General features: G+C 50.5%; 22 protein-coding genes. 13 read left to right on the top strand and 9 right to left on the bottom strand.

Annotated elements, in window-relative coordinates:
* Window positions 1–4: 4 nt before the first annotated feature.
* From O6D90_RS10385 to O6D90_RS10375, 3 genes are read right to left on the bottom strand one after another with little or no spacing between them, the layout of a single operon-like run.
* Window positions 5–883, bottom strand: a complete 879-nt coding sequence (locus O6D90_RS10385) for a hypothetical protein (protein WP_016156757.1) — start codon at window positions 881–883, stop codon at window positions 5–7.
* Between the two features lie 2 nt (window positions 884–885).
* Complete coding sequence (locus tag O6D90_RS10380) at window positions 886–2,646, bottom strand: sulfatase (protein WP_016156758.1); 1,761 nt, start codon at window positions 2,644–2,646, stop codon at window positions 886–888.
* Window positions 2,647–2,660: 14 nt separating this feature from the next.
* Complete coding sequence (locus O6D90_RS10375; protein WP_016156759.1) at window positions 2,661–4,205, bottom strand: PTS transporter subunit EIIC; 1,545 nt, start codon at window positions 4,203–4,205, stop codon at window positions 2,661–2,663.
* Window positions 4,206–4,362: 157 nt separating this feature from the next.
* Between O6D90_RS10375 and O6D90_RS10370 the strand changes: the two genes are divergently transcribed.
* The 3 genes from O6D90_RS10370 to O6D90_RS10360 all read left to right on the top strand — a co-directional run bounded on the left by O6D90_RS10370 (window position 4,363) and on the right by O6D90_RS10360 (window position 7,727).
* A complete protein-coding gene (locus tag O6D90_RS10370) occupies window positions 4,363–5,592 on the top strand; it encodes an anaerobic sulfatase maturase (RefSeq protein ID WP_088582987.1) in 1,230 nt (409 codons plus the stop codon).
* A 267-nt stretch (window positions 5,593–5,859) separates the two neighbouring features.
* Window positions 5,860–6,711 carry an aldo/keto reductase gene (locus O6D90_RS10365; protein ID WP_016156762.1) on the top strand — a complete coding sequence of 284 codons (852 nt, stop codon included), beginning with the start codon at window positions 5,860–5,862 and terminating at the stop codon, window positions 6,709–6,711.
* Window positions 6,712–6,737: 26 nt separating this feature from the next.
* Window positions 6,738–7,727 carry an aldo/keto reductase gene (locus tag O6D90_RS10360; protein ID WP_016156763.1) on the top strand — a complete coding sequence of 330 codons (990 nt, stop codon included), beginning with the start codon at window positions 6,738–6,740 and terminating at the stop codon, window positions 7,725–7,727.
* Between the two features lie 24 nt (window positions 7,728–7,751).
* On the opposite strand, the gene O6D90_RS10355 is transcribed toward O6D90_RS10360, so the two are convergent.
* On the bottom strand, window positions 7,752–8,645 hold the full coding sequence (locus tag O6D90_RS10355; RefSeq protein WP_016156764.1) for a LysR family transcriptional regulator: 894 nt from the start codon (window positions 8,643–8,645) through the stop codon (window positions 7,752–7,754).
* A gap of 148 nt (window positions 8,646–8,793) precedes the next feature.
* Between O6D90_RS10355 and O6D90_RS10350 the strand changes: the two genes are divergently transcribed.
* Window positions 8,794–9,585 carry an SDR family oxidoreductase gene (locus tag O6D90_RS10350; protein ID WP_016156765.1) on the top strand — a complete coding sequence of 264 codons (792 nt, stop codon included), beginning with the start codon at window positions 8,794–8,796 and terminating at the stop codon, window positions 9,583–9,585.
* A 142-nt stretch (window positions 9,586–9,727) separates the two neighbouring features.
* On the opposite strand, the gene O6D90_RS10345 is transcribed toward O6D90_RS10350, so the two are convergent.
* From O6D90_RS10345 to ycgZ, 5 genes are all read right to left on the bottom strand, one after another.
* On the bottom strand, window positions 9,728–10,279 hold the full coding sequence (locus O6D90_RS10345; protein WP_016156766.1) for a LuxR C-terminal-related transcriptional regulator: 552 nt from the start codon (window positions 10,277–10,279) through the stop codon (window positions 9,728–9,730).
* Window positions 10,279–10,524, bottom strand: coding sequence for a hypothetical protein (locus O6D90_RS10340; protein ID WP_016156767.1), 246 nt, complete (start codon window positions 10,522–10,524; stop codon window positions 10,279–10,281). Before O6D90_RS10340 ends, O6D90_RS10345 begins: the two co-directional genes overlap by 1 nt.
* Window positions 10,525–10,652: 128 nt before the next feature.
* Window positions 10,653–10,919 carry a biofilm development regulator YmgB/AriR family protein gene (locus O6D90_RS10335; protein ID WP_016153343.1) on the bottom strand — a complete coding sequence of 89 codons (267 nt, stop codon included), beginning with the start codon at window positions 10,917–10,919 and terminating at the stop codon, window positions 10,653–10,655.
* 34 nt (window positions 10,920–10,953) lie between these two features.
* The gene (locus O6D90_RS10330; protein WP_016153344.1) at window positions 10,954–11,226 is read right to left on the bottom strand and encodes a hypothetical protein; all 273 of its coding nucleotides are present in this window, start codon (window positions 11,224–11,226) and stop codon (window positions 10,954–10,956) included.
* Window positions 11,227–11,268: 42 nt separating this feature from the next.
* Window positions 11,269–11,505 (bottom strand): regulatory protein YcgZ, encoded by a 237-nt coding sequence (gene ycgZ / locus O6D90_RS10325; RefSeq protein ID WP_016153345.1) that lies wholly within the window; start codon window positions 11,503–11,505, stop codon window positions 11,269–11,271.
* A gap of 318 nt (window positions 11,506–11,823) precedes the next feature.
* Between ycgZ and O6D90_RS10320 the strand changes: the two genes are divergently transcribed.
* The 9 genes from O6D90_RS10320 (at window position 11,824) to dhaL (ending at window position 22,535) form a co-directional block, all read left to right on the top strand.
* Window positions 11,824–13,035 carry a diguanylate phosphodiesterase gene (locus O6D90_RS10320; RefSeq protein WP_016156768.1) on the top strand — a complete coding sequence of 404 codons (1,212 nt, stop codon included), beginning with the start codon at window positions 11,824–11,826 and terminating at the stop codon, window positions 13,033–13,035.
* 221 nt (window positions 13,036–13,256) lie between these two features.
* Window positions 13,257–13,988, top strand: coding sequence for a MerR family transcriptional regulator (locus O6D90_RS10315; protein ID WP_032931597.1), 732 nt, complete (start codon window positions 13,257–13,259; stop codon window positions 13,986–13,988).
* A 320-nt stretch (window positions 13,989–14,308) separates the two neighbouring features.
* The gene (locus tag O6D90_RS10310; protein ID WP_016153348.1) at window positions 14,309–14,839 is read left to right on the top strand and encodes a Csu type fimbrial protein; all 531 of its coding nucleotides are present in this window, start codon (window positions 14,309–14,311) and stop codon (window positions 14,837–14,839) included.
* A gap of 14 nt (window positions 14,840–14,853) precedes the next feature.
* Window positions 14,854–15,576, top strand: coding sequence for a fimbrial biogenesis chaperone (locus O6D90_RS10305; RefSeq protein ID WP_016156769.1), 723 nt, complete (start codon window positions 14,854–14,856; stop codon window positions 15,574–15,576).
* A 55-nt stretch (window positions 15,577–15,631) separates the two neighbouring features.
* Window positions 15,632–17,917, top strand: a complete 2,286-nt coding sequence (locus O6D90_RS10300) for a fimbria/pilus outer membrane usher protein (protein WP_016156770.1) — start codon at window positions 15,632–15,634, stop codon at window positions 17,915–17,917.
* A gap of 13 nt (window positions 17,918–17,930) precedes the next feature.
* On the top strand, window positions 17,931–18,899 hold the full coding sequence (locus O6D90_RS10295; RefSeq protein ID WP_016156771.1) for a Csu type fimbrial protein: 969 nt from the start codon (window positions 17,931–17,933) through the stop codon (window positions 18,897–18,899).
* Window positions 18,900–19,220: 321 nt separating this feature from the next.
* A complete protein-coding gene (locus O6D90_RS10290) occupies window positions 19,221–20,495 on the top strand; it encodes a Glu/Leu/Phe/Val family dehydrogenase (protein ID WP_016153352.1) in 1,275 nt (424 codons plus the stop codon).
* 325 nt (window positions 20,496–20,820) lie between these two features.
* Complete coding sequence (dhaK, locus tag O6D90_RS10285) at window positions 20,821–21,891, top strand: dihydroxyacetone kinase subunit DhaK (protein ID WP_016153353.1); 1,071 nt, start codon at window positions 20,821–20,823, stop codon at window positions 21,889–21,891.
* Window positions 21,892–21,902: 11 nt separating this feature from the next.
* Entirely contained in the window at window positions 21,903–22,535 is a 633-nt protein-coding gene (dhaL, locus tag O6D90_RS10280; protein ID WP_016153354.1) for a dihydroxyacetone kinase subunit DhaL, read from the top strand.
* The last annotated feature ends 4 nt before the right edge of the window (window positions 22,536–22,539 follow it).

The raw sequence follows: 22,539 nt of genomic DNA, 5'->3' as shown, positions 1-22,539 counted from the left end.
TCTGTCAATCCCCTTCGCATGCGTCCACCGTAAAACGCAGTTTCACGGAGAATCTCTGACTCTGGTTCGGTGCAAGCAGTCGTATTCCGCGCTTCTTCTCCACCGTTCCGTCAAAATCTGGCGCATCGGTCGTCCCGGCGAGTGGCTCGATACAGAGCAAGTCAGCACCGGGAACGCCCCAGAGCGCAAGCCAGTCATATTCAGCCGTTTCAAGCGTCATGACGATTGTGCCGTCGGGTGAACAAACCCTGATCTGTTGCTGCTGGCAGTCACCGAAGTAAATGGCACCCTCGCGAAAGGCTGCCTCTGTCAGTGCAAAGGACTGCGTTGTTCGAGTCAGGTCTTCCGTGACAAGTGTTCTGTTACGCGTAGGAAAAGGCCCTCTGACCGCCAGCTCACCAAACTTCACCTGCCATCCCGTTTGGCTGGACACAGGCAGCGCAAACCCGGGGTGCCAGCCAATGGAATACAAGAATGGCTGACGGTCATCATTAAAAACTCGCTGTGTCACACTGACCCCAAACTCATGCAACATGAGCCGTAACTGAATCCGCCAGCACCATGGCCATACGCCAAGGGTTTCAGAGGTGGAGCAGGCTTCCAGCAACAGATGGTTCACACCTTGTTCAAGGCAGGTAAACGTCTGATGTCGTAAAAAACCGTGCGCCGATAACGGCAGATGTCGATTGTCTACACGCAGTCCCTCATGGATGAGCGCCCCGACCACAGGAAACAGCTGCGTAGCCGAGTTATTCCAGACGCCTGGCTGCCGTTGCCACAACCATTCACGCCCCGTGGATTTATCGCGCAGAGAAGATAGCTCACCGCCCGCCGCGTTCACCACGACCAGAAAGCGGTTATTTTCAAGCTGCCAGACGTTCATGATTACTCTGTCCTCAGCAGCAATCGGCTCTGATAAACCAGCGCCTTATGCCGGTCTCCGGTGAAACAAGCATCAATCAGCGTGAAGATATCCCTTTCAGCCAGTGAATGTCCGGCCGGGAAATGCTTCAGCAACGCATCCTGCGTTATGCCCTGCTCTTTGGCTGCACTGAGGACAAAACGTAATGCCTCTTCCACGCCATGATGCGCACAGCGATAGGCTTTCCCGGTCCATGGACGCTGTCTGGCCCAGTGCTCAGCGAAGGCCATCTCGCGTTCCAGCGTTAGCATGTCCAGTTCAAAACGGACGTAGAGTTCTGGTGGTGCATCATGCCGTTCCATCAGCCCAGTTATTGCCTGTGCGTAGTGAAACGCACGTTCACTGTCGTGAAGAGGACGCATCTGCTGCGGATCGGCGTTGAGGTCGAAGAGTTTATCCCCGAACCGCCACGGATTCAGATAACCAAAGGTTGCAGGAATTTGCATGACCTGCGCGCCCTGGGTGAAATCAAAGCCGGGATGGATAGTGATATTCTGCAGCTCATTCACCTTGAACATGCTGTCGATTCGGGCCGGCATCAGGGTATATTCATACAGCCCCCCCTTCCCTTCCTCCCGTGGGCAGCGCATATAGACGTACTCGCCGTCGGTGATATTGATGTGGCCGCCAAAGTAGCCAAACATCGCATAATCACGTACTGGGGTATCATTTTCCACAGCCGGACGCAGCGGCTTACCGGTCATGGATGGCGGACGTGGAACGTCGAAATACTCCAGCAGAGTTGCCGGAATATCGATAGTCTGTGCCAGCGCGCTGCGGCGTACGCCTTCTGCTTTACAACGTGGATCGCGGATAAAGAACGGTGTGTTTGCGATTTCGTTGTACACCGGCATGATGTTCTTGCCCCACCATTGATGCTCTCCCAACAGGAATCCGTGGTCGGTACAGACGATGAACAACGTGTCCTCCCACAGCTCCAGTGCTTTCAGCTTGTCCATCACCTGGCCAAGGTAGTCGTCACACATGGTGATGAGTGCCTGGTAGAATTTTCGGACTTTATCATCATCCCTGCCGCCTGGTGCGCCGCAGTAGTAAGGCACCCACCCGTCAAATTCATCAGGGGTGCAGCCATACTGCGCAAGGTATTTTTCCGGTACGAAGAACGGTTCATGGGGATCGAAACATTCGATCTGCAGGAACCAGTTATCCTGATCTTTATTGGTTTCCAGGAAATCTATACCGGCACTGATGGTACGGTGAGTAAAGTGATCGTCCTGGATGGGCATCGCCGTACGGTTAATCAGGTCCTGGATCATACGCCCGCTGCGACGGCGCAGGGTTTCTTCGTCTTCCATTCCCTGCCAGTTGATGGCTGGTTTTTCAACCTGCCCTTTCCAGCAATCCCCTTCCTGGCCGCGGATAAACTCAAAGGTGGAATAACGGGTATGGTAGGTCGCTCCGCCATCACGCCAGTAGTGTTTATGGTCGGTCACCATATGGGTATGAATGCCAGCCTGCTTCAGCGCCTGGAACGTTGAGAAATCGAACGGCTCCAATGGCCCCCAACTGCGGTGCAGAAAATTATAACGCCCAGTATGCAGTTCGCGTCGGGCTGGCATGCAGGGCATGCTGCCGACATAGAAGTTATCAAACTGCGCAGACTCACGGGCTAGCCGGGTAAAATTGGGAGTGATGGCATCGCCCCCATAAGGGGCGAGGTGGTTACGCGTCAGCGTATCAAACATCAGCATTACAGCTTTCATAAAACGTCTCTTCTTTATGAACCGATAAATTCTTCGACTTCGTTTTTAATCAGCGTCACGTGTGGGCCGTAGACTACCTGCACCCCCTCTCCACGGATAAACGCCCCACGGCTGCCGAGTAGTTTAAAGGCGTCCACAACAACGCTTTGTGGGTTTTTGACTGTGATACGAAGACGAGTGGCGCAGCAATCCACATCAACAATATTGTCCCGGCCCCCCAGTGCCTGCACGATCCCTGCAGCCCGTTCACTGCCACTGACAGATGCCGCTACCGGCTGTTCATCTTCTGCGTCATCTTCACGGCCCGGCGTGTTCAGTTGACGCCATTTGATAAGGAAGCGGAAGGAGAAGTAATACAGGCAGAACATGACCACACCGAGTGGGAGCATCAGCAACCAGTTGGTTTTGGCATTACCCTGAAGAACACCAAACAGCAGAAAGTCGATAAGCCCACCGGAGAATGTCTGTCCAACCGTGATTTGCAGGATGTGTGTAAACATAAATGCCACGCCTGTTAGCACAATGTGCATGCCATACAGCAACGGCGCGCAGAACATGAACGCAAATTCCAGCGGCTCAGTAATGCCGGTGACAAACGCAGTCAGCGCAGCGGAAAGCATCAAGCTGGCAACTTTTTTCTTGTTCTCAGGACGGGCAGAATGGTAGATAGCCAGCGCTGCACCCGGCAGGCCGAACATAAAGTCTGCGAAACGCCCGGCCATGAAACGGGATACCCCGATGTAGTACTGCGTCACAGAGGGATCGGCCAACTGGGCAAAGAAGATTTTTTGCGTTCCTTGTACCAGGTGTCCGTTCACCATTTGCTCCCCTCCCACACTGGTCAGCCAGAATGGCAGGTAGAACAGATGATGAAGGCCCAAGGGAATGAGGCATTTGAGGATCATGCCGTAGAACAGGGTCCCAACATAACCGGTTTTTTCAACCAGCCCCCCCAGATGGGTAATGCCCGTCTGGATATGAGGCCAGACCCAGAACAGCGCCACCCCGAGGAAGATGGCAAAAAAGGAACTGACAATAGGCACGAAACGGGAGCCGCTGAAAAAGGCCAGCAGACTGGGTAGCTCGGTTTTGCCAAACCGCTTTTGAACCCAGAAGGCCAGCAGACCACTCATGATCCCGCCCATCACACCGGTTTGTAGCGTAGTGATCCCCATTACACTCGCCTGCCCGGCTGCGGCCAGATTCTCTGAGGCCAGCGTTCCAGATAGCAATAGTGACGCGTTGATCGCCTTGTTCATGACGATAAAGCAAAGTACTGCAGCAAGACCGGCCGTTCCCTTGTCGCTTCGTGCCATACCTACAGCGATGCCCACGGCAAACAGCAGAGAGAGATTATCGAAGACCACGCTACCACACAGTTTCATGACGGTAAAAATCGCCTGAATCACTTCACTGTTGAGGGCTGGATAGGTGGAGATGGTAACCGGATTGGTGAACACGCCACCGAATCCCAGAAGCAGACCTGCGGCTGGCAGGACGGCAATCGGCAGCATAAACGATTTACCCAGATTTTGTGCTCCGGCAAACAGTTTGCTCATAAAGACCCCTAATGTTGGTGTTATGAAGTTTATATTTCATGTTATATTGATATCAATGAAAACTATGTTTCAGTCTTTTTTGGCCAAAGTCAAAACACAGTGATAAAAGAGTGAGCAATATCACTAAATTTCGTGTGTGATTTATTCAGGAGCGACCATGAGCAAACCATTCCATTTGATGGCCAAGCCCGTCAGCTATCAGTGCAATATCGCCTGCGATTACTGCTTCTATCTGGAAAAAGAACAGAGCACGCTGAAACCCCATAAACCCGCCCGGCATATGGATGATGTCACGCTTGAAGCCTATGTGCGGCAGTACATTGAGGCGAACCCTGGCCCAGAGGTGGAATTTACCTGGCAGGGAGGCGAACCAACGCTTGCCGGTATTGCTTTCTATGAAAAGGCGATGCAGTTGCAGAGCAAATATGCCGGGAAGAAGCGTATCAGTAACAGCATCCAGACCAATGGCGTGCTGATTGACGAGGCATGGGCTGCATTCCTGGCGAAAAATCAGTTTCTGGTCGGCCTGTCGATTGACGGTCCAGCCTGGTTGCACGACCGCTACAGGAAGACCCGGAGTAAGCAGTCTGTTTTTGACAACGTACTGCGGGCGATGGATTTGCTGAAGAAACACCATGTTGATGTGAATGTTCTGACTGTCGTCAATAATGTCACCGCTGATCATCCGCAAGAGATTTACGCGTATCTGACCCAGGAACTGAAGGCTGAGTTTGTTCAGTTTATCCCGGCGGTCGAGCAGCGCCCGGCTAACGAAAAGTATGGTGAATTACTCTACCCGCAGACACTCGCCGGTTCCGTCACGGAGTGGTCAGTATCCGGGGAACAATGGGGGAACTTCATGAAGGGGGTATTTGACCTGTGGATACGCAGGGACGTTGGCCGCGTGTATGTACAGATGTTTGATAGCGCGCTGGCGGCCTGGCTTGGTGAAAAGCCATCACTGTGCGTAATGCAGTCTTCCTGCGGTTTTGGTCTGGTCGTGGAGCAAAACGGTGACGTCTACAGCTGCGACCATTACGTTTACCCTGAGCACCGGTTGGGAAATCTGCGCCGGGATAGCCTGGCGAAGATGGTCGCCAGCAAACAGCAACGCAGGTTTGGGCTTGCTAAAACAGAGGTGAGTTCAGAGTGCATGCGCTGTGAGTGGCGATTTGCCTGTCATGGCGGTTGCCCGAAGCACCGGATACATAAAATGGGCGAGCGCTGGCATAATCACCTGTGTGCGGGCTACAAGGCAATTTTCAGTCATGTCGACCCTTACATGCATTATATGGCCAGACAAATCAGTATGCAGCGACCACCAGCAGAGGTGATGCAGGTGGCCGCGATTATTGCTAATCAGGAAAGCCATTCCCGGGGCTCATAGATAACGCATCAGCAATAAATCGCTGATGGATTCCAGTAATGGATATATTTTCGGCCACTCAAGAAAATAAGGCTGTGTGCTAAGTTCGTCAGACAAACCTTTGTTGAAGGTCTCAGGGTGTGAATGACGATATCTGGCGCAACACCGCCCATCAGCCCTCCTCAAAATTAATGAACACATCTAATAAACCCTAGCTAATTACCCCATCTAATCGAATAAATAACTTTGCGTTATGCTTTTCCTCGACAACAGCCAAAGGATAACGTCATGCAAACTGTAAAACTGAACAACGGTATTGAAATGCCCCTGCTGGGCTTTGGTGTGTTTCAAATGTCTGATGCGGCTGAATGCGAAAGAGCCGTGATTGATGCGATCGATACGGGATACCGCCTGATCGATACCGCCGCGTCTTACCAGAATGAAACCCAGGTCGGGAACGCTCTGAAACAAAGCGGTATCGACCGTAACGAACTCTTTGTAACGACCAAGCTGTGGCTGCAGGATACTCATTACGAAGGCGCTAAAGCCCAGTTCGAACGCTCCCTGAATCGTCTGCAACTTGATTATGTTGACCTGTATCTGATTCACCAGCCTTACGGTGATGTCCATGGGGCATGGCGTGCCATGGAAGAATTACAACAGGCAGGAAAAATTCGCGCTATTGGCGTCAGCAACTTCCATCCTGACAGACTGGCCGACCTTATCGCCTTCAACAACGTTGCCCCTGCGGTAAACCAGATTGAAGTTAACCCCTTCAACCAGCAGCTGCATGCCGTTCCTTGGAATCAAAGCCGTGGCATTCAGCCGGAAGCCTGGGCTCCGTTTGCTGAAGGGAAAAATGGTCTGTTCCAGCATCCCGTGTTAACGGCAATTGGTCAGAAGTACGGCAAAAGCGTGGGCCAGGTTGTTCTGCGTTGGATCTTCCAGCGAGGCATCATTTCACTGGCGAAATCGGTGCGCAAAGAACGCATGGCAGAGAACATTAACATTTTCGATTTTGAACTCAGTTCTGAAGATATGCTGCAGATTGCTGCCCTCGACACTGCAACCAGCGCCTTCTTCTCTCACCGCGATCCGGCGATGGTGGAATGGCTGACCGGCCGCAAACTTGATGTTTAAGTCGCGATAAAAGAGGTATTCATTCAATGCAAAAACGTTATCTGGGTAAATCCCGACTCGAAGTATCCGCGCTTGGGCTCGGCTGCATGGGCTTAAGCCATGGCTACGGTCCGGCGACCGATACCCGTCAGGCTATCGAGCTCATTCGCGCTGCGGTTGAACGTGGCGTCACCTTCTTCGATACCGCTGAAGTGTATGGCCCCTTTCTTAATGAAGAGGTTGTAGGCGAAGCCTTAAAACCGTTTCGTGACCGTGTGGTTATTGCCACCAAGTTTGGTTTTACCTTCGGTGCGGACAACAAGCAGCAGATTTTAAACAGCCGTCCGGAGCATATCCGTGAAGCTGTGGAAGGATCATTACGCCGCCTTAAGACTGATGTCATTGATCTGCTGTATCAACACCGTGTCGACCCGGATGTCCCCATTGAAGATGTCGCGGGAACCGTGAAAGACCTGATAGCGGAAGGCAAAGTCAAACATTTCGGTCTGTCCGAAGCGGGCGCACAAACCATTCGTCGTGCGCATGCTGTTCAACCGGTTACTGCGCTGCAAAGCGAATACTCTCTGTGGTGGCGCGAACCTGAGCAGGAAATCCTGCCGTTACTGGAGGAACTGGGTATTGGTTTCGTTCCCTTCAGCCCATTAGGCAAAGGCTTCCTGACGGGATCGATTAAGCCAGGAACCACTTTTGGCAAGGATGATTACAGAAGCCAAGTGCCGCGTTTCGCCGAACAGGCAATTGAAGCCAATGAAAAGCTGGTCTCCTTGCTGGGTGAACTGGCGGCAGAGAAAGGCGTGACGTCTGCGCAAATCGCGCTGGCATGGCTGCTGGCACAAAAGCCGTGGATTGTTCCTATCCCTGGTACCACCAAACTACACCGGCTGGAGGAAAACCTGGGGGCTGCCGACATCATTCTTTCACAGAAGGATACGCAGCAGATAACCCAGGCGCTGGAAACGATTAACATCGTCGGTGAACGTTACTCTCCTGAGCACCTGGCCCGCGTAGGCCGTTAATACCCGAACGGGTCCACGGACCCGTTATTGGGCGTAGCGAAGTGCATCAATCATCAGCGCAAATGCGGGCGGGTGCTGCTTACGGCTCGGGTAGTAGAGATAATAGCCGGGAAAAGATGGACACCAGTCCTGCAGAACCTGAATAAGCTCTCCTGACTTTATATAATCCTGCACTCTGTCTTCAGGCATACAGGCAATGCCAAAACCGGATAAAGCAGCATCAATCCTTTCTGCCTGCTGATTAAACGTTACCTGCCCTTCCACTCTGACCCGTAACGGTTTCCCTTCCTTCTCAAACTCCCAGTGATAAAGCCCACCGGCAGTCGGCAGGCGCATATTGATGCACCGATGATTTTGTAGCTCGTGCGGCGTTTCAGGTGCAGGGTTTGCCGCGAAGTAAGACGGTGCTCCCACCACGGCCATGCGCATGTCCGGGCCAATTCTTACAGCAACCATATCCTTATCCACGCTTTCGCCCAGGCGGATCCCGGCATCAAAACGGCCCTCAACAATATCGACAAAGCCGTTATCAACCACCAGTTCGAGATTAATTTCCGGATATTCCCTGAGGAAAGGTTTTAACTTTGGCCATACCAGACTTCGCGCGGCATGCTCCCCAGCAGATAAGCGGATATTGCCGGAGGCAGTGCCGTTCAGTTGAACCAGCGATTCCAGCTCCTGTTCAAGATCGGCAATACGCGGTTCAAGGCAGGCAATAATTCTCTCACCGGCCTCTGTAGGGGCAACGCTTCGGGTCGTACGGGTCAGAAGGCGGATATTGAGCCTTTCCTCCAGCGCCTTCATCGCATGGCTGAGTGCAGACTGAGATACACCCAGTTTGCCCGCTGCTTTGGTAAAACTTCGCTCCCTTGCCACCACCAGAAAGATTTGCAGTTCGTTGAAGTTTTCTTTGAGCATCGGCGATTTCCTTATGGTGGCATTCCCTTCATCGCGCACTCATGAAGGGTGTTCATAGACACAATCATTTTAGCCCTATTACTGACAATAATGATAATTGATATTCTGGCTGTAGAGAAAATAAGTCTGAATTATCAGAAGGTTTATCATGAAAATACTCATTGCAGGCGCGACCGGAAGTATTGGTCTTCATGTCGTGAATACCGCTATCGAAATGGGCCATCAGCCCGTGGCGCTGGTCAGAAATAAACGGAAAGTAAAATTACTTCCGCGTGGAACGGATGTTTTTTACGGCGATGTTTCAATGCCTGAAACACTTACCAATTTGCCGAAAGATATTGATGCCATCATCTTCACTCTCGGTTCCGATGGCCAGGGGCGTATTGGCGCCAGAGCGATAGATTACGGCGGTGTGCGTAACATTTTACGACTCTTCAGGGATACACCTGTACGCATCGGTTTAATGACCACGATTGGCGTGACTGAACGACTCAGTACCTGGAATCAACGCACTGAGGTTCATGACTGGAAAAGACGTGCCGAACGTCTGGTCAGAGCGAGTGGTCACCCGTATACCATCGTCAGACCCGGCTGGTTTGATTACAACAATGATGATGAACACAGAATCGTTTTGCTCCAGGGGGATCGTCGCCATGCAGGAACACCAGAAGATGGTGTGATATCAAGGCAGCAAATCGCCCAGGTTCTGGTCAGTGCCCTGACTAACGAGGCGGCAAAAAATAAAACGTTTGAGCTGGTGGCCGAACGAGGCGAAGCACCGCGGGATCTTACTCCACTGTTTGCAGACCTGCAGGCTGATGATCCACAAAAAAATGATGGCGTTTTAGATATAGACAATATGCCTCTGTGTGAAGAACCTGAGTGCATTATTAACGAGCTGAACCGCACGGGGTTGCTGAAATCTATAAATAAATCATAAGCATCTCGACAAGGCTGTATCATCGCCCTCTTATAATGCGCGTTAATTTATGTTCACAACAGAAGACATCATCGATGAGATAACCCGAGCGATTGATTTAAACTTACACAAATCGCTGAAGGTAAGTTCAGCGTATCGATGATCAGGCATGCTTCAGCCAGTTCCGGAATATTTGCGCTTGCAGTATTCCCTGAAAATCAATCAGCCCTGAGCAACCAAGTTTCTTGATCAGATTCTGCCTGGCCTGGTAAATGGTTTTTAAGTGTAGATTTAACATGGCAGATATCTCAAAAACAGTTCGCCCCTCCCCTAGCTGCGTTAAAATATATTTATCTCGCGCAGTCAAGGAGATATTGAGTTCCGATTGATGCTCGTGCTTTCCACCAGCACGAGTAATATCAATAATAAATTGCTTGATTGAGGCAACATCGCTATCTACTGGCAGTCTGTAAAGTGAGATGTCATTGAGATACTGATACAGATGGCCATCAATCAGCAGCACCAGACGATATGTATTCAGATCGTAATTTTGCTTTTTTACCGCGTCAAAGTGATTAGCGGTGAAGAAAACAAGTCGCGCCTTGTCATCTTCAAAAACGATATCTGCAAGGATATTCTTTAACCCTTGCCTGATATAGATATCATCAATCCATAAAACTGCGTTTCCAGCATGTTCCTGCACGATGTTCATCATTATGACCTCAACGAAAAATCACCATTGACCTCACCGGGCTGCGAAGTTTTATCGAGTTGAAGATGTGCCAGTATCTGTGAATAGAGATCGGTCAGTATCACATTCTTCTCATTCTTCAACTGCGTGCTGAATGCCTGAATAAGAACATCATTACTGATACAACCCTGTTTTAACATGACATTACGCTCTATATCCTTATACAAAGCGCAGCGGAAAATAAAATCTTCCGGAATTGAATTAGCCATATCAACTCCATAATATGCAGTCATAAAAATAAGAGGATGCTATGTATAGTCTTAATCCAAACAGCGAAGCGACAGAACTTACATCATACAATAATTGTGCTGTGTATTTATATTAATGTGCTATCTCATTAGACGTCATCAGCCGTATAACGTAACACTATTTCCAGGGTTTTTCTGATAATGTCTGCCTTGACAACGTCAGTTGTTGACTCCAGAGAACTAATCAGGCTTAAAATGATGTTTTTATTATTAACATTATCACCTGCCAGAATTACATTTGTTACCGCCTGCCCCAATACCACTGACTCATCTGCTAATAGTTCACCTGCATTATGGAAGTAACTTGATAAAGCTTTATCCGTCATTACACTGTGGACATTAATTTCATGAAGCATGGTAACCTCGCTTGTATAGTCTGGAGAATTATCTTTAATGTAATTTAGGGTTTTTGCTGGCACTGAAAGCACTCTCATCTCTCGTTTTTTCCGGTTTTCTGCTTATCTTCCCCGGATTAACATTTGTGAAATCATTGATAACGCTGTCAATTAATTGTTTACGTGTACCATCCATTTCACTGGCATGCATAAGCCGCAATTGCTTAATCAGTGCAGCTAACGAAACGTCTTTATGCATTCGCAAAATTTCTAGCACAGCCAAACCTGTAATTTCATGTTTCAAGCGTTCACTGTCAGGTTTCTTCATAACTCCTTCACTACTTACCCATAATCATAGTAGGGCTTTATTTTATTCGAAAAGCAGGCCGATTAACGCATTGTAATGTTTCTGTTCATTCTCACCTGATGCATTTTCAAGACGGTGCAGAAGTTTGGTACACAGTGATTTGCGACTGAGATTGCGCCCATCTTTTAGTATCTCAGTCACGATTTCGCCCAACGTTTCCTGTTGGGTTGGCAGATGCGCTTTAGCAAAGTAACGAGAAATCGCGCTTGCAGAATCAGTGCGAACGGTATGCTGCTGCATGGAGTGCTCCTGTAACAAAATGCTGGTGAATATTAAGTTTTATAACAGTAGCAAAGCTGTACCGAAAATGTGTACAACATAGCACGCTAATTTTTAGCAAAAAATGCTAAACCAATTAAATCATGTGGTTACGATAGTTAAAATCTCCATGAAATTCAATTTCTTTGTACAAATCACTTTGTGTTATCAATGAAATTGATCTGTATTAGCCCGATTACTTGTAAAGACAAAGTTAGAATTATGTATTAAAATCAGGGCGTAACCTGGTTTGTCTGATACTGACCAGACCTCTTCTCTTTCCTTGATCCCGGACTGTCCATGCTCACGACCATTATTTACCGTAGCCATCTACGTGAAGACGCCCCTCTCAAAGCGCTTGAGGATATGGTGACAGCCGCAAATATCAAAAACAGGCGATCAGATGTTACGGGGATCTTACTCTTTAACGGCCATCACTTTTTCCAACTGCTTGAAGGCCCAGAGGAACAGGTAAAAGAGATCTATCGTTGTATTTGTAACGACCCTCGGCACCACAATATCGTTGAACTGATGTGTGATTACGCGCCTGCGAGAAGATTCGGAAATGTAGGGATGGAGTTATTTGATTTACAAAAACATGAACGGAATGACGTCCTGCAAGCTGTACTCAATAAGGGTACGTCCAAATTTCAGCTCACGTATGATGACAGAGCATTACAGTTTTTCCGCACATTTGTCCTCGCCACGGAAAAATCGAGCTATTTTGAAATACCTGCGCCTGATTACTGGAGTTTTATAACCGACAATACCTGTACCATCCTGGATGAAAGCACACTCCCGTCAGATACAGATTTCAGCTTTGCTTTTCAACCAATTATCGATCCTATGTCACAGCGCGTCATTGCGCTGGAAGCCCTTATTCGCGGTAAAGACGGTGAAACGCCCGCAACGTATTTTGACAAATTCAAACCTGAAGATGTGTATACCGCTGATCTGCAGAGCAAAAAGACTGCATTTGCAATGGCAAGCGCACTGGGTCTTAATCACAAAATGCTGTCGGTTAATCTGTTACCCATGACCCTGGTAAACAGACCCGATGCAGTCAGCTTTCTTATAAACGAAATCGCGGCGCATGGACTGGTACCTGAACAAATCATTGTTGAGTTTACCGAAAGTGAAGTTATTTCGCGTTTTGATACGTTCGCGCAGGCCGTGAAGTCACTCAAGGCAGCGGGTATATGTGTGGCGATAGATCATTTCGGGGCAGGTTTTGCCGGGCTTCAGCTTTTGTCTCGCTTTCAACCGGACCGAATTAAGATAAGCCGCGAACTCATCACTGATGTGCATAAAAGTGGACCACGGCAGGCCATCATTCAGGCCATAATCAAATGCTGCGCTTCACTGGAGATTATGATTTCTGCGGTCGGCGTCGAAAAACCTGAAGAGTGGATGTGGCTTGAATCCGCGGGTATTGAGATCTTCCAGGGTAACCTGTTTGCAAGAGCCTGCCTGAATGGTACTCCGTCTGTCGCGTGGCCAGAGAAAAAATGATTTCTCAGCGTTATAATAATTAACGTATTGTTATTACACAATAATCCCGCCACCTCTTTTATGCTGAACATAAAAATTCAGCATTTACTCCCTACGTGATAGTAAAGTAAATCTTAATTTTGCTAGAATCCTATGTATGTTTTGTACAATTTGATGCATGTTGTACAAAGTAGCAGGAACCGCATATCGGTGACGGAGAATCAGGAGTGTCTGGGGGAATTATGGCTTATTACAGCATTGGGGATGTCGCAGAACGTTGCGGGATAAATCCTGTCACCCTTCGGGCATGGCAACGACGTTACGGTTTACTCAAACCTCAACGCAGCGAAGGTGGCCACCGACTCTTTGATGAAGAGGATATTCAACGTATTGAAGAAATAAAACGTTGGATTAGCAGTGGCACACCCGTTGGCAAAGTTAAAGCATTGCTGGAAACCAGTACCCGTGAAACTGACGACGACTGGAATCAATTGCAAGAAGAGATGATGGGCATTCTTCGTATGGCGTATCCCCCGAAGCTGCGAGCCAAAATTATCGCACTCGGTCGCGCCTACCCCGTAGATGCGTTGATTGATCGCGTTTATCTTCCTGTGCGTCAGCGGTTGATACTTGACCATAATACATCCCGCATCATGAACAGTATGCTTGATGGCGCATTGATTGAATATGTAGCCACCCTGCTGTCTGAAACGCGCCGCAAATCAGGGAAAGATGCCATCCTGATGGCTTGGGATGTTGAAGACCGAACCCGTTTATGGCTCGAAGCCTGGCGTTTATCGCAATCGGGCTGGCATATTGCCGTGCTTGCTGAACCCATTGAATCGCCAAGACCTGAACTTTTCCCCGGGCAAACGCTTTTTGTCTGGACTGGTATTACGCCAACCCGCAGACAAAATGAACTTCTACAACACTGGAACGAACAAGGTTATAAAGTCATTTTTCACAGCCCGTAACCAACATGTATCGCAGTAATGAGCTGAGTGAGATAAATCTTACTAATTCTCATTTTTTGGGTGGTTATTTTGAATGCCATCCAATGAATCTGTGTTCACCACCAGCCTGACTTAATACCCGCAGTAGCATAAAAACAAAACAATATACTCACCCGTGGGTATTATTTTTTTGCAAACGACATCACCTTTTTCCTAAGTAAAATTTATTAGATCAACTGGCGCACGCCTAATACTTATTCTAGGGTTAAACCATGTCTTCTTGTACCACATTATTGTTTTTCTAAAGTAATAAATGTGGTTATTTGAAAAAGGTAAAGGATATGGCTCTAGTCTTAGACAAACGCTTAATTCTTTGTTGCTGCGCCTTTTCCATTATTCCCGTGGCAAATGCAGCAACCGTTAACGGAACATTTCAGGTACTGATGACGATTCAAAAGGCCTGTACCGTGACTGCCGGTTCGGCTTCAAATATCACGCTTGGGCCGGTGAATACCACGGCAACAAATACCAATGCAAGCAACACGATTTCGATTAATTGTTCTAAAACCACGCCCTATTTTATCGGTCTGGCGCCGTCGGCCGCCAATGGGGGGACGACGACGGGCTCAGGCGCCATGTCCTCCGTGGCTAACGCAGCCACCAATACCGATAAAGTGCCCTACCAGCTAAATCGAACATCAGCAACAGGCCCGGTGTGGGGGAACACCGCCACCGACACCGCGCCTGGAAACGGCGTAGCGGCGACGGGGACCGGGCTGGTGCAAACGTTTACGGTTTATGCCACCGCACCGAGCGCCAACTTCACTCCTGACGACTATGCCGACACGGTAACGGTTAACGTTAACTACTAACTTCAGGAAGCCACATGAGAGTAAAACTGCCTGTTCAGCAGTGTGCCTGCGCATGCCTGTTAGGGATGGTTGCGAGCCTCACCCCTGCTGCCGCCAGCGGGCTGCAAATCGCCCCGGTCACGTTAACTTTGCTCGCGACGCAAAATGCCGATGGTATCTGGCTTAGTAATGCGGGTGAAAACGCGCTCAATGCCCAGGTTCGGGTTTTTCGCTGGAGCCAGAGCGCTTACGGCGACAAACTTTCCCCCTCTCAGGGGCTGGTTATTAGCCCGCCGATGCTGGCATTAGCCCCCGGAGAACGTCAGTTGATTCGCGTTATTCGGACCGGCCCACCTTCGGCACATGCTGAAGACGCTTATCGGTTATCGATAGATGAGTTACCGCCTGCAAAAGTAGAAAAAAATAAGCTTCAGTTTGTGCTGCATTATTCCGTCCCCGTTTTCATTCAACCAACATCAGCGGCGCAAACGCAGGCAAAATTGCAATGGAAATTACAACAGCTTGATGGCAAAAAATTTATTGAAGTGAGTAACCAGGGAAATGGGCATGCACAATTATCTGCTGCAACATTTATAAGCCCTGACGGTGCTAAAAAAGTTATTACGCCCGGACTGTTAGGCTACGTTTTACCCGGCTCAACGATGCGCTGGATAGTCTCTCCGTCGGCCAGTAATACTCATGATGGCGGGAAAGTTGAAGTCACAATCAATGGCCAAAAAACAGTACAAGATCTGTAACAGATCCTGGCTTCTGGTGAAATATTGCTTTCTCAATGGAGTATTAATATCGGGAATGGTTTGCGCACAAACGCTGAATAATAACCAGAACGAAGATGGTGTTATTAATGGCGCAGCGCAGCTCGTGGGGGTCAATTTGTATCTCGACGTCACCTTAAATGGGAATCCCGTTGGGCTGGTGCATTTGGGTTACGATAATGGAAAGCTCTATGCTGGGGCAGATACCCTGCGAAAAATGGGCTTTCGCTTTGCGCCTGACGCCACTCACGCCGTCTGCCTGAACGATATCCCCGAGCTAACGATTGACTATAACGTTCAGTTGCAAACGCTTTCGCTTACTGCGCCACTCAGTTCACTCGATCTTGCGACCACGCAGCATAACTCCCCCGTAGAGACCGCGCCGACGGCGACAACATCACGCGGAGCGCTGCTCAATTACGATATCTATACCCAACAGGGGGATGAAAGCGCAATAAATACCTTCAGCGAACTCCGCGCTTTCAATGCTGCAGGCGTGCTCAGCACCACCCAGTTGACGCAGTATTCCACCGAGGAAAATGCGGATAACAGCGTTGAGCGACTCGATACCAGCTGGCGTACGTCATTTCCCGAAACGATGCTGGCGGTAACCGTTGGCGATACCCTGACCAGTTCACTTATCTGGTCCCGGCCGACGCGTATCGGCGGCATTCAGATAGGAACCGATTTTGGTTTGCGGCCCTATATGCCAACCACCCCGCTCCCTGCATATCTTGGCTCCGCGACGTTGCCGTCAAACGTTGAGCTGTACGTCGACGGCGTCAGGTACTACAACGGAGAAGTCCCCGCGGGTAGCTTTCAGATCAACACAATGCCGAACATCAGTGGCGCGGGAACGGGTCAGGTGATGATGACGGATGCGCTGGGCAGAACGAGCGTACAAAATTTTTCGTTCTACAACGATCAGCAACTGCTGCGGGAAGGATTAACTGCCTGGTCTGCAGAACTGGGTACGGTACGCGAAAACTATGGTTACTCCTCTTTTGATTATGCCAGCGCACCGGTACTGAGCGGTACATGGCGTCGTGGGTTTAGCAATACGTTCACCGCCGGGACTCACGCTGAAACCAGCGATGGACTGATTAACGCGGGCTTCAGTGACGACTGGATCCCAGGCACCCGCAGCGGCACGTTTTCGACCTCAATTGCCGCAAGTACCGACGCAGGAAAGAACGGTTTTCTGTACAGTTTCGGTTATCGTTGGTCCGGTGAACGGTTTAATTTCAGTACCAGTACGACGGCCACTTCCGGCGATTATCGTGATGTCGCCACCCATTATGGCGAGCCGCCACCGACGCTTAACAGCAATACGGTCATTGGCTATTCGCTGGAAGCTGCCGGTAATGTCAGCCTGAGTTACCTGCAGTTTCGTTATCCGCACGAAAATGCGGTGCGCTACGCCAACGCCAGCTGGTTCAAATCGATTACCGACAACATTTCACTGAATGCCGGATTCAACCAAAACATCGACGATAACCGCGATCGCAGTCTCTATTTGATGGTGACAATAACCACTGATAATAATCTCAGTGCCAGCAGCACCCTACAACGCACCAATGATGAGACCGGCTACCAGCTCAACGCCAGCCTGACGCCCCCTGCCGACGGTGGTTGGGGCTGGAATCTGGCCGCCAGTCAGCAGGCTTCCCGGCAAAGCGGTCAGGGAGAAGTGGGATATCTGGGTCGTTATGGTAAAGCGTACGCGGGATTCAGCCGTTTACCGGATAACCATTACGGCTACGCAGGCGCCACCGGATCGCTTGTTACCATGGGAGGCGGCCTGTTTGCAGCACGTGAAATCAACAATGGCTTTGCCGTCGTATCAACTGACGGCGTTCCTGACGTCCCGATTAAATTACAAAATAACCTGATTGGTCGCAGCGACGACCAGGGGCTATTGCTGGTCACGCCGCTGAACAGTTATCAAAAAAACCTGATCAGTATTGACCCAATGGATCTCCCCGCCAATATGCGGATCGCACGCGTTGAGACGAATGCAACGCCTGCCGATCGTTCCGGTACATTGGTTAGCTTTGGCATCACCCCGGTACGCGCTGCGCAGGTCATCCTCGTCGACAATCAGGGTAAACCCATTCCCGAAGGCAGCATGGCATACGCCATCAGCGGAGCAGGACAATCGTCTGTCGTTGGTTTTGATGGGATGACCTGGTTCGACACGCTGGAACAGCACAACGCGCTGCGCGTTGAGACAGACACCGGCAGTTGTCGCGTGCAATTTGACTATCCCGCTTCCGCAAAGGGGATTGTGCAAATAGGTCCACTGGTTTGCCGGCCACACTAACAGGAGTGCGCTCATGAGGTTAAGGCATCTGTTACTCATCGCAGCCGTACTCTTTTGTCCGGCGATTAGCCATGCCGTAACCTGTTCGGTGAGCAATGTACAACCCATAAATTTGGGCTCAGTCAATCCGCTGTCTGCGACAGGCGCAACGTCATCAATGACGTTCAACTACACCTGCACCAAAGAGCTTGGCGACGCGCTGGCAGGGATCAACCTCTGTTTTAATATTGGCGCCTCAGCCGTCAGTGGCCAGGTGACACCTCGAAATATGTCATTAAGCGGAACACCTGCCAGAACGCTGGCATACCAGCTTTACCAGGATGCCGGACACACCAAAGTCTGGGGGAGTCAGTATCAGTCGGGAACGACTTTTCCAATGGTACAGCTTAACCTGCTGAATCTGACGCCAGTGACGGGCTCACTCACGGTATCAGCACAGATTGTCACGCCACAAACCTCAGCGGTCCCCGGAAGCTATCAGGATAGCTATACGGCGGCGACAGCCCTCGTCACCCTCAATCCTGGATTGCTTTTCCCGCCGACCACCTGTGGCGATACCGTTGCCGCCAGGCTTCCCTTCACCGTATCGGCGACGGTCAGCAAACAGTGCAATATCACCTCTGCAACCAATATTAGCTTTGCGCCAGCCGGGGCGACCGGGCGTAACCTAACGGCTTCAAATACCGTGGGCGTAGCATGTTCCAATAACACGCCTTACACCATCGGACTTCAGCCCTCTAACGGCAATACGGCAGGCAGCGGCGTGATGGCCGGCACGGGGTCAAATACGGACAAGGTCCCCTACCAACTTAGCTCGACGCCAGGGCCGTCCGGTACGGTTTGGGGCAATTCATCGCTCAATACCGTCGCGGGCAACGGTACGGGAACCACCACCACCTACCCGGTTTACGCCACCGTTCCCAGCGCGAACTACACGCCTGACAACTATGCTGATACCGTTACCATCGCCGTGACCTACTGACCCCAGCTTAATCGCAATAAAGCAAATACATTTTATTATCATATTATTTACTTTTAGAGGTGCGTCATAAATCTGACAAATTGCGATTTTTATAAATCATGCATATTAAATTATCTAGCCAGCAAAATTACCGAAATATCAGCACAATCAGAGAATAACTATTCACCTCCCAGGCAAAGCCCACACGCTTCATGCCGATAAACCGTGTTAGCCGGACAGGCCATTCTATGAAATAAATGTTAAATTTAGGTTCATATGGTGTGATTCACTGTATACCACGGCCAAATTAAGAACATATTACTTTTATAACTAAGGTTTATCATGGATAAGTTATCTTACGCTTCAGATAGCAGCACATCTGCCTGGAATACCTACCTGCAACAAATCGAGCGTGTGGCCCCTTACCTGGGCGAACTTTCCCATTGGGTGGATACCCTGCGCCACCCAAAACGCGCGCTGATTGTCGATATCCCGGTGCAGATGGATGACGGTACTATCCGTCATTTTGAAGGGTATCGCGTGCAACATAACCTCTCCCGCGGGCCGGGCAAAGGCGGTGTGCGTTATCATCCTGATGTTGATCTTAATGAAGTGATGGCCCTGTCCGCATGGATGACCATCAAATGCGCAGCGTTGAACCTGCCGTACGGCGGTGCGAAAGGTGGCGTGCGCGTCGATCCGTTCTCGCTTTCCGAAGGTGAACTGGAGCGTTTAACCCGCCGTTATACCAGCGAAATCGGCATTATCATCGGGCCGCAGAAAGACATTCCTGCGCCGGATGTGGGGACTAACGGAAAGGTAATGGCCTGGATGATGGATACCTACTCCATGAACCACGGCACCACCGTGACCAGCGTGGTCACCGGTAAACCTATTCACCTCGGCGGCTCGTTAGGTCGTGATAAAGCCACCGGTCGTGGTGTTTTCGTCAGCGGTCTGGAAGTGGCGCGTCGTGCCAACATCGACGTTGAAGGCGCTCGCGTAGCGGTGCAAGGTTTTGGTAACGTCGGCAGTGAAGCCGCCCGCCTGTTCGCGGCAGCAGGAGCACGCGTGGTCGCGATTCAGGATCACACCGCAACGCTGTTTAACTCAACGGGTATCGACATGGCCGCGTTGTCTGCCTGGCAGCTGGAGCACAAACAGATTGCCGGTTTCCCGGGCGCTGAAACCATTGCCAGCGAAGCCTTCTGGAGCCTGGAGATGGATATTCTGATCCCGGCCGCGCTCGAAGGCCAGATCACCCGTCACCGCGCGGAAACGCTGACCTGTAAACTGGTACTCGAAGGCGCTAACGGCCCAACCTATCCCGATGCCGACGACGTTCTGGCAAGCCGCGGTATCGTGGTTGTCCCAGACGTTGTTTGTAACGCCGGCGGCGTAACCGTCAGCTACTTCGAATGGGTTCAGGACATGGCTAGCTTCTTCTGGAGCGAAGAAGAGATTAACAATCGCATGGACAAAATCATGACCGATGCGATGGTACACGTGTGGGAAAAAGCGGCAGAGAAATCCTGCTCACTGCGTACGGCAGCCTACATTGTTGCCTGCGAACGCATTCTGCTGGCACGTAAAGATCGCGGAATTTATCCGGGCTAACGCCGAAATCGACCATGCCTACAAACCACCTGCTCTGCAGGTGGTTTGTTTTCCATAAACACCCGTGAATCAGCTTCCCGGCCAAATACGGCCCAACCTCTCATTTTCGCTGTTTTATGCACCATGACGTTCCAATACGGAACATTATTATGTTGCTACGTTTCGTATTGAAACGCCCATTACAGCAATTTTCTTTTGCCAACCCGTGTGCAAAATTACCTTATCGGCAGCGAGCAGTCGCCGTGGCGTTGTATAACCCGATACCCTACATCAGATGCCTGCCCGAATCTGGCAGCCATCCAGGACTGTCTGCGGAGCATAAATAATGAAAAAATTGATTAACCGTGTTGAAGACGTACTGACTGAACAACTCGCCGGACTGGCGAAAGCGTATCCTTCCCTGGCACTGCATCAGGATCCGGTATATGTCACCCGCGCAGATGCGCCGGTAATGGGCAAAGTGGCGCTGCTTTCCGGCGGCGGCAGCGGACACGAGCCTATGCACTGCGGCTATATTGGTCAGGGCATGCTCTCTGGTGCCTGCCCGGGTGAAATTTTTACCTCACCCACGCCGGATAAAATGTTCGAATGCGCCATGCAAATTGATGGCGGCGAAGGCGTACTGCTGATCATCAAAAATTACACCGGCGATATTCTTAATTTCGAAACCGCCACCGAGCTGTTGCATGAAAGCGGCGTCAAAGTCACCACCATGGTAGTGGATGACGACGTGGCGGTGAAAGACAGTCTGTATACCGCCGGTCGTCGTGGTGTGGCGAATACCGTATTGATCGAAAAACTGGTCGGCGCGGCCGCCGAACGCGGTGACTCACTGGAAGTCTGTGCGGCGCTGGGTCGTAAACTGAATAATCAGGGCCACTCCATTGGGATAGCCATTGGCGCCTGTACCGTTCCGGCCGCCGGACAACCGTCGTTCACGTTGCAGGATAACGAAATGGAGTTTGGCGTGGGTATCCACGGGGAACCGGGCATTGACCGCCGCACCTTCACTTCCCTCGATCAGACCGTTGATGAAATGTTCGATACCCTGCTGGAAAACGGCAACTACAGCCGTACGCTCCGCCACTGGGACAACGTTCAGGGCGCGTGGCAGGAAGGCAAAGAAAGCAAACGCGCGTTGCAAAGCGGCGATCGCGTCATTGCGCTGGTCAATAATCTCGGTGCGACGCCGCTGTCAGAACTCTTCGGCGTGTATAACCGCCTCGAAAGCCGTTGCCAGGACGCCGGCATCGTCATTGAGCGCAATCTGATCGGTTCTTACTGTACCTCTCTGGATATGACCGGCTTCTCAATCACCCTGTTACAGGTGGATGACGACACGCTGAGCTTATGGGATGCACCGGTTCACACCCCTGCTCTCAACTGGGGTAAATAAGGAGATACATGATGTCCCTCAACAGAACACAAATTGTTAACTGGCTCTATCGCTGCGGTGAGATCTTCACCACCGAAAGTGATTTTCTCACCGGTCTTGATCGGGAAATTGGTGATGCCGACCACGGTCTGAACATGCACCGCGGCTTTAGCAAAGTCGTCGAAAAGCTGCCGTCCATCGCCGATAAAGACATTGGTTTTATTTTGAAAAACACCGGCATGGTGCTGCTCTCAAGCGTCGGGGGGGCCAGCGGTCCACTGTTTGGTACCTTTTTTATCCGCGCCGCCCAGGTGACCCAGGCTCATCAAAGCCTGACGCTTGAGGAGTTGTATCAAATGATTCGTGATGGCGCAGAAGGTGTGATTAGCCGCGGTAAAGCTGAACCTGGCGACAAAACCATGTGCGATGTCTGGCTGCCGGTAGTGGAATCTTTACGCCAATCCTGCGAGCAAAAGCTGAGCGTACAGGCGGCGCTGGAAGCGGCAAGCCAACAAGCGGAAGCAGCAGCGCAAAGCACCATCACCATGCAGGCCCGCAAAGGCCGCGCCAGCTATCTCGGTGAGCGCAGCATTGGGCATCAGGATCCCGGCGCAACGTCCGTAATGTTTATGATGCAAATGCTGGCTCAGGCGTCCAGAGAGTAAGGAT

The organism is Citrobacter sp. 21OH12SH02A-Citro (genome assembly GCF_027919895.1).
Classification (GTDB): Bacteria; Pseudomonadota; Gammaproteobacteria; order Enterobacterales; family Enterobacteriaceae; genus Citrobacter; species Citrobacter braakii.
This window is presented reverse-complemented; position numbering and strand designations above follow the sequence as displayed.